Source organism: Bacteroides sp. (assembly GCF_028690125.1).
GTDB lineage: Bacteria > Bacteroidota > Bacteroidia > Bacteroidales > Bacteroidaceae > Bacteroides.
Genome location: NZ_JAQVBV010000035.1, coordinates 1 through 12328, shown reverse-complemented (window position 1 = coordinate 12328; position 12328 = coordinate 1). Strand labels below are relative to the sequence as shown.

Annotated in this window: 12 protein-coding genes; 2 read left to right on the top strand and 10 right to left on the bottom strand. The window is 38.9% G+C overall.

Features of this window, described 5'->3' with window-relative positions:
- Positions 1-2: 2 nt before the first annotated feature.
- The 10 genes from PHO71_RS19090 to PHO71_RS19045 form a co-directional block, all read right to left on the bottom strand.
- Positions 3-689, bottom strand: a complete 687-nt coding sequence (locus PHO71_RS19090) for a hypothetical protein (RefSeq protein WP_300206393.1) — start codon at positions 687-689, stop codon at positions 3-5.
- Complete coding sequence (locus PHO71_RS19085; protein WP_300206391.1) at positions 676-1722, bottom strand: CHC2 zinc finger domain-containing protein; 1047 nt, start codon at positions 1720-1722, stop codon at positions 676-678. The genes PHO71_RS19090 and PHO71_RS19085 overlap by 14 nt, the downstream gene beginning before the upstream one ends.
- A gap of 56 nt (positions 1723-1778) precedes the next feature.
- A complete protein-coding gene (locus tag PHO71_RS19080) occupies positions 1779-4883 on the bottom strand; it encodes a type I restriction endonuclease subunit R (RefSeq protein WP_300206390.1) in 3105 nt (1034 codons plus the stop codon).
- A gap of 34 nt (positions 4884-4917) precedes the next feature.
- A complete protein-coding gene (locus PHO71_RS19075) occupies positions 4918-6066 on the bottom strand; it encodes an AAA family ATPase (protein WP_300206388.1) in 1149 nt (382 codons plus the stop codon).
- Position 6067: 1 nt separating this feature from the next.
- A complete protein-coding gene (locus PHO71_RS19070; protein WP_300206386.1) occupies positions 6068-7192 on the bottom strand; it encodes a restriction endonuclease subunit S in 1125 nt (374 codons plus the stop codon).
- A complete protein-coding gene (locus PHO71_RS19065; RefSeq protein WP_300206384.1) occupies positions 7189-8736 on the bottom strand; it encodes a type I restriction-modification system subunit M in 1548 nt (515 codons plus the stop codon). The genes PHO71_RS19070 and PHO71_RS19065 overlap by 4 nt, the downstream gene beginning before the upstream one ends.
- A 29-nt stretch (positions 8737-8765) precedes the next feature.
- The gene (locus PHO71_RS19060; protein ID WP_300206382.1) at positions 8766-8966 is read right to left on the bottom strand and encodes a helix-turn-helix transcriptional regulator; all 201 of its coding nucleotides are present in this window, start codon (positions 8964-8966) and stop codon (positions 8766-8768) included.
- A 111-nt stretch (positions 8967-9077) separates the two neighbouring features.
- Positions 9078-10319, bottom strand: coding sequence for a conjugal transfer protein MobB (gene mobB, locus PHO71_RS19055; protein ID WP_300206380.1), 1242 nt, complete (start codon positions 10317-10319; stop codon positions 9078-9080).
- 8 nt (positions 10320-10327) lie between these two features.
- A complete protein-coding gene (gene mobA / locus PHO71_RS19050; RefSeq protein ID WP_300206378.1) occupies positions 10328-10780 on the bottom strand; it encodes a conjugal transfer protein MobA in 453 nt (150 codons plus the stop codon).
- A 174-nt stretch (positions 10781-10954) separates the two neighbouring features.
- Entirely contained in the window at positions 10955-11341 is a 387-nt protein-coding gene (locus tag PHO71_RS19045; RefSeq protein WP_300206376.1) for a DUF3408 domain-containing protein, read from the bottom strand.
- A gap of 471 nt (positions 11342-11812) precedes the next feature.
- Here PHO71_RS19045 and PHO71_RS19040 point away from each other — a divergent pair, with 471 nt between their 5' ends.
- Together PHO71_RS19040 and PHO71_RS19035 are read left to right on the top strand one after the other, a co-directional pair.
- Entirely contained in the window at positions 11813-12085 is a 273-nt protein-coding gene (locus tag PHO71_RS19040; RefSeq protein ID WP_300206374.1) for a helix-turn-helix domain-containing protein, read from the top strand.
- Between the two features lie 2 nt (positions 12086-12087).
- Positions 12088-12328: DNA-binding protein (locus PHO71_RS19035; protein ID WP_300206372.1), on the top strand; the 241-nt coding region annotated here is incomplete at its 3' end.

Genomic DNA, 12328 nt, shown 5'->3' with positions numbered 1-12328 from the left:
ATCTATGCTTTATCCTTTTGTTCGCCCCCTGCAGCTAAAATTTGCTTAACTCTATCATGGAACGGATTTAGTTTGTTGCTATATTTGCGGTGACATGTCAACAGAGTAGTTTCGTCGATTTTGACGGATAGATAGTATCCATTTTTGACTTTGTTGATTTGAGAGAAGTTCTCCCAGTGTACAATAGTTTTTATAAACGGCTTGTCATCGATAAATGTCACGTCAAACAACTCATTTAGCTCAATATGTAAATCCTTGTTTCCGCAGAGATCGGCTCTCATAGAATTTATGTCATCAAGAGCGTAACTCATGAATCTGTATGTCTCGAAGAAGAAATCTACATATTTGTCCATTTGCTTACGTAGGTAGCTCCATGAGTAATCGAAATTTTTATTTGATGACAAAAAGAACGTGTAACCAAACAGAAGCTCATTTCCGTCCACACAGAGTTCAATTGCTTCTTTTATTTCTTCCATATTATCTTTATCGAAGTTATATGGTGGAAGTTTCATGAAAAAAATAGACTGAAATACTTTCAATTTGTGATTAAAGTCACGACAAGCCCTCTCACCTTCTTGAGTATCTTCAACCGCTTTTTCCAAAGCAGTCTGTATGTCTTCAAATAATTCAGCTCGTGTGTACAACACTGGCTCGTGTGCTTTTTTTGTCTTAATATTATTGTTTTTCATACATCTTTATATAATATTCACTGTAATCCTTCACTCCATCGGGTAGAGGTTCAGCTTTGAGCATTGCATAGTGATTGACAAAAAATCTTTTGAGGTTAAAATACGCTTGTTTCCCCGCATTATCCCTATCAGGATACATGTGTAATTTGTAAGTTTTCAACTTGATCAAATCAAGCTGTGGAAGTATCGTTGCACTCGGTATTGCGACTGCTTTCTTTCCAGCCGAAAGCAATGCCAAGCAGTCGGTTATCCCTTCACTTATGTATAAATCATCGCCATATTTCATCGTATTCAAGATGGGCAAATTAAATAACCTTGTTCTCTGCGCTGATATAAACTGAAAACGAGGAGCATTCTCATCTTGACCTATATATCGTGATTGCATTCCAATCAAGGTATTGCTTTTATCGTAATAAGGAAATATCAAACAAGGTGTGAAAAAGCGGAAATATAACTTCCCATTAGTTACAGCTACAACACCACTATCCAACATAGTTCTATAATCAAAAGTTTTGCCCATCATCTCAATTAAAAGTTTGGAATCCTCAATTGACACAATACTAAGTTGTTGAATTATGTCAATATTGAGATGACGATTCCCAATAAGGAAACTCCAACCTTTCTCTGTTAGCGAATTATTGTCTAAAATCCATTGAGCCACATCTTTTGAAAACGGTTTGTCGTTCTCTTCTGATTGTTGTTTCTTTTTGATACGGACTCTCTTTGCACCTATATTTATTGGTAAATAATTGTCAGTAAGAATTCCGAACGCCTGACACAACCACTGACACGCTTCCACGAAGTTAAGCTCCGAGTATTCAGTCACAAGATCTATGGCGCTACCACCTTTATTGCAGACAAAGCAGTTCCATCTCTCCCTATTATTGCCGAAGTACGACAAACTTGGGTGATGGTCGTCGTGGATAAAACACAATGACTTATGTCTTTTCACCTCGATACCAAGTCGTTCTGCCACTCTCTCGCAAGAGAGCAAACATAAGTGAGATATAGTTTCTTCTGAAATTCTTGCCATATAAATAGATATATTCTTAAAACTTATTTATGCTTAGTCGTCAATTGCACCCATATCTAAATCTGCCCTCCTATACCTTTAAACTTCTCAACAAAAGAAGCTAATTTCTGGAATACACTTTGCTTTTTAGTTAAATATTGAGGGTTTAACGGACTCATCTTTGGCAGTATACTATTGAGCTCCGTTCCGTTTTCGCTTGCATACTCACGCTTTAAAGAGGTTGATATGTAACGTTTTGCCTCTTGCTCATTTAGGTTCTCATCTACAATCAACTGTGCAGCCTCTACTCTCAGCTTTTCTTGTGCATAGCTGTAGAACGAATCCAGAATACTTGGTTTATCACAGATAGCGTCAATATCTGTTTCGTTGATATAATCAACCACTAAGCTCTCTTTGGCTCGGTTTCCGATACTGGCACGAATAACACGACGGATTTCCTCTATCAAAGCAACTTTGTCGCTGGTCTTTTTATTATGCTCAAATATTAGTTCGAGAATGTAGTCGAGGTTTATCTCTTGAGATTTTAGCAGATCGACCTCAAAGACTACATCATCCCAATCGACTTTTGATTTCTCTTCTTCTTTGCCGCTTCTCTCCCGTCTTAACCAGTCACGAATATCATTATAAGTAGAGCGATAATCTTGAATCGTGCGGTCAGGCAATATTTCAATTTCTTGCATTGTGGCAATATCCTCGTCTGTTACGAAATAAGCCTCTTTGAATGCTTCAATGGCTTGAGGATCGTTTATATCTATTGCTTGAATTGCTTTAAGGTGTGTAAATTCATCGTAGTTTTGCAGAATGTTTTCCACACGCAAATACTCACCAAATAGTTTTGTGAACTCCTTTTTATCTTTCTCCGTGACTATTGCTTCTGGATTTGGGAACTTTTCGTTTAGCTCCTTTACAACTTCTATATAACCTCTACGTGCTTCACCTGTAACAATATCCGTAAAACCTTCCAGATATTCTTTGTAGCTTTTTTCAAGCACTACATTTCTTGTGCTACTATCCCCGAATGTTCTAATAGCCTCAATGGTGGCAGCCTCCAAATCTCTAAAAGTAACGATATTACCAAAAGTCTTAGTAGCATCATAAATTCGGTTGGTGCGAGAGAATGCTTGCATAAGCCCATGATAACGTAGGCTTTTGTCTACAAATAGCGTATTGAGTGTAGGAGCATCGAATCCCGTGAGGAACATACCTACAACAATAATAAGGTCAACCTCTTTGCTTTTTACTCTTTTGGCAAGGTCACGATAATAGTTCTGGAACTCTTTACTATCAACACCATAACTTGTTTTAAACATTGTGTTGTAGTCATCAATAGCCTTTGTTAGGAACTCTTTTGCACTCAGATCCATTGCTGATGGCTCAAAGGTCTCATCTGGTATTTCACCTACTGCATTTTGCTCTTCATTGGCAGCAAAAGAGAAGATTGTCGCAATCTTCAGTGGTTTCTCACTCTCCTTTTGCAGACGGTTCAACTCCTCGTAATAGCATTTTGCAGCATCGACACTACTTACGGCAAACATCGCATTAAAGCCTTTGCCTCCTCCTTGGTTTCGGTGGGTTTTGATTCTGAAATTCTGCAAAATATATTGCGATACCTCTTTTATACGAGCAGGGTGAAGCATCGCTTTCTTATATTCTGCCGAACTTAGCTTTTCTTCATTTTGCTCTGATTCTAAGTCTTTAAATTTAGGTCGGACATCGTTGTAATCAACCTTAAACTTTAACACCTTTTCATCTCTGATTGCATCGGTAATGACATACGAATGCAATTCACGTCCAAATACACTTGCGGTTGTCTCATCTCCCAAAGCATTTTCAGGAAATATCGGCGTTCCGGTGAAGCCGAATTGATAGTATCGTTTAAACTTCTTTCTTAAGAGCTTTTGAGCCTCCCCGAATTGAGAACGATGGCATTCGTCGAAGATGAAAACAACCTGTTTTTGATAGATTGATAGTTCACCTTCGCTTTTCATTAAGTTATTTAGCTTCTGAATGGTGGTGACAATGATTTTATTATCATCCTTGTCGAGATTTCTTTTTAGCCCTGCCGTGCTATCTGATCCGTTTACACTGTCGGGAGAGAATCTTTGATACTCCTTCATTGTTTGAAAGTCCAAGTCTTTGCGATCCACAACAAAGAAGACCTTATCAATAAAGTCAAGTTCTGTCGCCAGTCTTGCTGCCTTAAAGCTGGTGAGTGTTTTTCCTGAGCCTGTCGTGTGCCATATATATCCGCCACCTTCGGGCTTAGACCACTGTTTAGCTTGAAAGGAGCTTTTGATTTTCCACAAGATACGCTCTGTCGCTGCGATTTGGTATGGGCGCATGATGAGAAGCGTGTCGCTGGTGTCAAAAACCGAGTAGGTGAGTAACACATTTAGGAGTGTGTTCTTTTGGAAGAATGTAGCCGTAAAATCCTTTAAATCTTTGATTAGCGAGTTATCGGCTTTTGCCCAATTCATCGTAAAATCGAAACTATTTTTATTTCGCTCTACAGTATTTGCAAAATAACGGCTATCTGTTCCGTTCGAGATAACGAAGATTTGCAGGTACTTAAATAGAGAATTTTCTTTATTAAAACTCTCTTTTGTGTAGCGATGCACTTGATTAAAGGCTTCTCGGATAGCTACGCCACGCTTTTTTAACTCAATTTGCACCAATGGCAACCCGTTGACCAATATGGTAACATCATACCGATTGGCGTGCGTTCCCATTTGCTCAAATTGTGATATTACCTGTAATTTATTACGAGTAACATCCTTTTTGTCCACTAAGTAGATGTTTTGAATATGCCCATCGTCGAAAACAAAGTCGTGGATATAGTTATCGTGTATTTTTCTTGTCTTCTCAACGAGGTTGTCGCTTGGTTTATCCAAATACTCTTCCACATAACGAGCCCATTCGCTATCACTAAACATCATATTGTTAAGCTCCTGAAGCTGTGTTCTTGCGTTAGCAAGCATTGCTTCAGCACTCTTTAGCTTTGGATTTTCATAACCTTGATTGATTAGATCCTGTATAAACTCACGTTCAAGGGCAAACTCCGTTTGATAACCAACAGGAGCCTCGCTGACCATTGAGTACTTGGCATAATCATCAAGAACTATGAAGTTTTTCGATTCTGCTATGGTTCTATACTGTGCCATTATTTATTCTCGATTATGTTATTTGTAAATCTTTTTATTTAAAGCCGTAGACTCTTTTTATCTCTCGCACTAAGAAGCTTAACATTCTTTTATCATCATCTCTGACAATCGCAATCTCTTCTCCGCTGTGTTTGGAATGACTATAAAGATTTATTATCCTATTACAGTATGCTTCGCGTGATTCTTCTGGCAAAAGTTCTCGCCAACTTGCATAGCCGAGAAAGGTCGATGTTTTTTCTAATATATTGCGCAGAAAGTTAAAATGATACTTTTGCATATCGTTTGACTCTATCGCTTTTTCAAGTTCAGATAAAAGTAGCAGATGATATGAAAAGGGAGAATCTGTAGCTTCCTCCAATAGGTATGTGCCATCCTCCAGTTTGTCAAATCTGCTTTTTAATATACGCTTTACTCCATTGAATTCATTAAATAGCACATTGTAAAATAATGGATTATGCGTTGTTATAATAAATTTCAAATCTGACTTACTTGATTTTATTAAATCTGCAATATTTACAGCCAATTCGATTAAGTGATTATCATCTAATGAACTTACAGGATCATCAATAAAAACATATTGCAATTCATTAAATTTATCGGTATCTCGTTCTGCTGGTTCTGGAGTATTCAAACTTTCAATCACTTGTTCAAGAAGGCTATAAAATACACACCAAATTAGACAACTCTCTTCACCCTTTGAAATCTTTATATTCACAATCTTTTGCTCGTTACCACCCTCAATAGAGAAGGTAACTTCAGAATACGCTTTTACAATAATATCCTTACCATCCTTATCTTTTATGGTGTACTGTTCGTTAAAACGAGGAGTGAGCTTATCATTTGTGTAACGCTGAAAATGAGTTATTATGTTGTTTCCTTGTCCTTGAACACGAAGCACCCAGTCTGTAAATTTATTTGGTTGTATTCTTAGTTTCCTATCTGAATCTGCACCTAAATCGTTATCCCAATAGAACAAATCTTCAGTAAAAGCATTATAATAAATAATTTTACCTGCTGATTCTATTTCTTCCGGTTCTTCTTTGCTGGCATCTTTTGGTGCTATCAACTCTTTAAATTCACGAGACAAACGTGTCTTACCAGTACCATTAAAGGCGTAGATTAGCTGCACTTTTTTATTAGCTGCTTCAAGTTTTTTTGCTATTTCTGTTAATGTCTGTCCCATATTATGCCTCTATGTTATCGTTTGGAAATGTTAGTAACATATCTCGGTAGTATTCATACTGTTTTTGCCTTTGTTCAATCTCTTTTGGCAGACCTTCGGTTATTGAGGTTGTAAGAGTGTCGAATTTATCGAGAATAGAAACAATACGTTCTTGTTCTTCTAGTGAAGGAATAGGAATAGGCATTTTTTCAAATGCTGTTTTTGATAAACGAGGTACGCTTGAGCGTCGAACTTGACCTGCTATTTTCTGCTGTTGAGTTAATAGGAAATAGTATAAAAACTTACTTTTAAAATTTTCTGGGGTTGTGAAATAATAAACATCATCTGCCGCCCAAAAATTAATACTGCTATAGCCGATTTCGCCAGCAGAACCCGCACTTATAACAAATGTAGTATCAGCATTTACATTGCTTTCATGGTAATATCCAAGAGGAATCATACAATTTTGGAAAACTGCATACTTCCCAGTTTCCTCTAATTGACTTTTAATTAGTCTTCTACCACGGTTAATTCCAATAATTTCACACAATGGCTTCCACTCCACGTTACCAACTTCAAAACTTAGTAACTGGTCACGATAGTGGTTATACTGCTTTTTGCGAGCTGTAAGCTCCGCTGTAAGCTCCGCTGTAAGCTCCGTAAAAGTATCTAAGATACGAACAATTTCTTTTTGAATCGCAAGCGATTTTTCAGGATTTTCAGGACACGGAATAGGAATCTGGATTTCTAAAATTTCATTAGTACGTAATGCAGGGATACCAGCACCATGTTGTTTAGTCATCAACCTTTCTTGGTTTTGCTTTAAGAAATGATAAACGAATCTACTTTCAATTTTATTGATGTTTGGTAAGACTACATAACAATGTGCATTCGCATAAAACTTTGTGGTGACAAAATTGACAAAACCTGCGGAAGCACCCCCTTGACTGATTATAATAGTATTTTCATTGTAGTTATATAAATCAGTAAACCCCGAAAATGAAATGCCACCATTATAAGCGGGATAAAGTCCATTTTCGGAAAGTAATTCCTTGTTAAGTTGTTTCCCTTTCTCGAGGTTAATTACCTCCCCTAAGGCTTTCCACTCAACCTTAGCACCAGCTAATAATTTATCTATATAACTCATGCCTCAATCTCCTTTACAATAGCATCAATATCAGTTCGAAGAGTGTTTATCTTTGCTACGGTTTCTGAAATTTCTGCATTTAGTTTCTTAATATCCACTATTTCACGATTATCCTTCGCTTCCACATAAGAACTAACCGAAAGGTTATAATCGTTCTCGGCGATTATTTTGTTGTCTATGGATTTTGCTATATATTCTACATCCTCTTTGCGGTCGAAGATGCCCATAATTTTATCAATATGTTTATCTTCAAGCAGATTGTTATTAGTTACTTTCTTGAAGAACTCTTCGCCACTTGCATCTATAAACTGCGTTTTTGTATCTCGCTTGTTTTTGGCAAGAACTAAAATATTTACAGCGATTGAAGTACCATAGAACAAGTTCGGAGCAAGTGAGATAACGGTCTCTACAAAGTTATTATCTACCAAGTACTTTCTAATCTTCTGTTCTGCACCTCCACGATAGAAGATACCGGGAAAGCAGACAATAGCCGCCCTGCCTTTACCTGAAAGATAGCTCAAAGCGTGTAGCACAAAGGCAAAATCCGCTTTTGACTTAGGAGCAAGCACACCAGCAGGAGCAAAACGGTCATCGTTAATCAAGGTAGGGTCATCCGAGCCAATCCAATTTACCGAGTAAGGCGGATTGGAGACAATGGCATCAAAAGGCTTATCGTCACCAAATTGAGGGTCTCTAAGCGTATCGCCAAGTGCAATATTAAACTTGTCGTAGTTAATGTTATGCAAAAACATATTCATACGAGCAAGGTTATAGGTCGTGTGGTTTATCTCTTGACCAAAGAACCCCTCTTCAATAATATGATTATCAAAGTGTTTTTTTGCTTGCAAAAGCAATGAACCCGAACCTGCGGCAGGGTCATATATCTTATTAACACTTGTCTGCTTGTGCATAGCAAGCTGTGCGATAAGCTTTGAAACATGTTGCGGTGTAAAAAACTCACCTCCCGACTTTCCTGCATTGGCAGCATAATTAGAGATAAGAAATTCATAGGCATCGCCAAATAGGTCTATCTGATTATCTTCGAAATCCCCGAAATTCAGATCCTCAACGCCTTTCAAAACCGCTGCTAAACGGCTATTCTTATTTTCAACCGTATTACCAAGCCGTGTGCTGGTAGTGTCGAAATCAGCAAATAATCCTTTTATATCTTGTTCGGACGGATAACCATTTGCAGAACTCTCGATTGCGTCAAAAATCGCTTTGAGGTCTGTATTAAGATTGGAATTTGTATTGGCGTTTTTTGCAACGTTTACAAAAAGCTGACTGGGATAGATAAAATACCCTTTCGTTTTAATTGCATCATCTTTAATCTCCGGTGTTATTACGCTGTCAGGTAAATTAGCATAGTCAACGCTATCATCACCTCCCTCGATATAATTAGAGAAATTTTCGCTTATAAAACGATAGAAGAGTGCACCCAGCACAAACTGTTTGAAATCCCACCCATCAACAGCACCACGCACTTCGTTGGCTATTTTCCATATTTTAGCCTGCAATTCGGCTCTTTGTATTGTACTTGTCATTCTGTAATTTTTTAGTGTTCAATAAGTAGTTACTTGCTTTTATTCAGTAATTCTCTGCGGTCAACTGATAAAAGTTTTGCTATTTTCTCAAGTGTAGGGATTGATGGCTGAATAACATTTGTACACCATTTTGAGACTGTAGAAGGGTCTTTACCCAACTGTTCTGCCAACCATTTACCTGTTTTCCCTTGTTCCACAAGCACTACTTTTATGCGATTTATATTTTCCATTATATCACCTTTAATAGATATGTAATACAAAGATATTGAAAAATTCAGTCGCTTGTATCAACTTTCTAAACAATTATTTAACTACTGGCTTTGAGTGCGGAAATCAAGGCATTACATTCGCCTTCCTTTCTTCTTTTTGCGTTGCATTCGTCGGCGGAACATTTCTTCTTCTGGGTCATCTCCATTGGGCAATATTGGTATATCGAAGAGAGAACCTATAGAATTACCAATTCCACTGCTTTCAGGGTGCTGTTCCGTGCGGAGAATTGGTTGTGTCTCTTGCGTTGGATGGGGTTGTTGCTGTGGTGTAAATTGAGTTGAGTTTTGAGGTTGTGTAGTGGTGGTTAGATGCTCATGTTGGCGAGGGTTTTCAATCCTATCAACGATTGCGTTTGCTGCGTACTCTTTGCCTAAGCGTGAGCCGTTGAGGACTACACCTGTGTTGTGGTCAATGAAGGTTACACCGTAGAGACGACCTGCTGCGTTTTCTCGGTAGACTACACCGATGCCGTCTTGGAATAGGTTGTATTGGAGTTGCTCTTTAGTGGTGGCTCCTGAGAATGCTTTGTTGATGGCTCTCTTCAATGGGGCGGCTGGGCGGCTCTTTTCTATGTGCTCTTTTGAGGCGAGGTATTTTTTCTCCAACGCTTCGCTTCCTGCAAATTTGCCAAGCGTTGCTGCTGAGAATGGATTGCCCACTTTGTTGTCGTCATTGTCGGTTGCCGAGTAAACGATGCCACTATAAGAGGTCCCATAGTGCGAACCTTTCACCTCCTCGGCTGCAATATTGAACTTCGTGAGCACCGCTTTATACTCCGTAAAGGTAAGGAAATGGTATTTACCCATCACCTCACGAACAACATTTTCAACCTGTTCTTTGATATTACCCTGATTAACATCAACCATTTTAAGATCTGCTTTTTTCTCTTTTGGCACCTTTTCTGCTGTGTGGAGTCCATATTTCTGCTCCAAAGAACGAGTTATATCCTTGCTTCTACGTCTCTCAAATTTGTCGTTTATCTTCTTTCCTTCCTCATTCACACGCACCGAAACGATGTGGAGATGATGGCGACTTATGTCCTGATGCTTGAAAACTACATAGGGTTGAGAGCCATATCCCATACGCTTCATATACTCCTCAGCGATTGCTGAAAGTTCTATATCTGATAGTTTATCATCGGGATGTGGGTTGAGCGATACGTGAAAAACAGGGTTTTCGGTGCGGTATCTTTGGGGCATAAAGAGCTCAAAATCCTTCATCATATCATTCGCCTTGAACACTTCGTCCTGCTGTGGACAGAGCATTTTATTGGTTAGAATTATCTTGGCTGTGTCGGCTTTGAGCTTGTTCATATTGTAATTTATCGCTCCTGAGAGTGATCCGCTGACGCTGATTTTTGCAACCATAGTTCTTTAAATTTTAGTGATAATGCTGAGATTTGTCGGCTGATTTGAACTAACTCCACCGTCTGCTGTTCCAATTTATAGAGCATGGTAAGGGCTTTTCGTTCCTCAAATTTACTTTTGAGAGTAGCAACGGTTTGGTTATAATTTACCCCAATTGCTCTGTATTGGTTGTAAAAAGAGGATAGTTGTTGCGTGTAATCAAGCAACGAGCCATCAACTTTTACCACCCGAAAGGTCTCGTTAAAGATCCGTGCCTTGATGAACGATGCCATACTGTGAACCCCTGACTTCTCATAGAGCGTAAGGAAATCCGCATACTCAATATCGCTCAAATTGACGCTAATGCGATTATTGGCAGGGTCAGTTTTTGGTGGTCTGCCACCCATTTTATTCTTTATTCTATTCATTTTACATACGACTTTGGAGTGTGTAATTAATTCGGTGTCGAGCGTTCTCGACCGAGGCTTTTGCGTTGCGCAAAAGGTTTTCCGCAGCGGAAAACACACCTCGCCTATATCTTTAATCAAGATATAGAGTTCGCCCCGAAAGGCGAACCTATGAATCTTCGATAATTTAGTGTGCTACATTCGTTTCCATCCGTCGAGTTCACTGGCATATTCACTTAGATGCGCACGGACAAGGTTTTCTACAAAACCCGATACGCTCAGTTTTCTGTCTCCTAACCGTCTGACAACTACATCGACTTCGTCTCGTAGTGTTCGGCTGATAAATACAGTCTGCCTGTCAACTATCTTTGGAGTAGTGAGATAGGTTTGTTGATACTCCTCCATAGATGCTCTGCGTTGCTTGGACGAGCTACGTTTAATCTGTTCGCCTTGCGTGGTGGGTGTAGTAGGTAAAGTTGGTACACCCTGCTGGGTTCGCTCATTTGCGAAAGAAGGATTCTTTTCTTCTGGCACATCTAAAATTTGTCCGGGCTTGATGAATTTTTCTAAATTGTCTGACATCGTTTTTACTTGTTAAATTAATACTATTTTGCTGTGCCGAGTTTACTCTCTCGACACGATTTTCAGAGCAAAGTAATAGCGTTAATTTCCAATATACAAGCAACTTAGATGAATTGGATAACTCTTCACGATATGGCTGCAAATTGCATTTGGTTGCCTCCATCGAGTCGGTTTTATTTGCGTTATATTGCGGAGTGACCAAGTTGGTGGATTAAATTTGTTGAGTCGGCAGTGCAATCACTGAAAGTGCAGATAGTTGAGTTGGTTAAGATAGCAAAGTGGGGCAATTTAGTGAATAAGAACCCATTGGCGTGCCGGATTTGTTATTATCAAAAAAGATTTGCTACATTTGCCCTCGAAGCCCTGAAGCGCGCCCTTGGATAAGGCGAAAAAAGCGAAGGGCATCATTTTGTTATGGATTTTAGTGGTGGTTTAACTCGATAAATTATTAACGATTAAATCACTAAAACAATGAGAATTTTAAATATTGAAGAGAGTGCCTTTGAATTGATGATGGCACGTTTTGAGGCTCTTGCCCAAAAGCTGGAGCAGCTATGCAGCAATGCTGGCGACAAGAGAGCAGAGAAGTGGTTAGATGCTACTGACGTATGTTTTTTGCTTAATATCAAGAAACGACAGTTGCAGAATTATCGTGATAGCGGTAAAATCGGCTTCTCTAAAATCGGTAACGTGATCATGTATCGCCCCGATGATGTTATGAAACTACTAAAAAAAGCGGAGTAACGATGTCGGAGATTATCACACAGCAGAGTGAGAGAGTAACAAGGTTTCTCTCTACTATTGACCGCATAATGGGGGTTTTAGATAATTTATCTAAGAGCCATGCTCCACGATTTGGTGGCGAACATTATGTTACGGATGCTGAGCTGACCGAGATGCTCAAAATCAGCGACAGAACCACACAGGATTGGCGAAGTAGCGGCAAGATTGATTACATCCAATTTGAGAAAAAGGGCAAAATCCTAT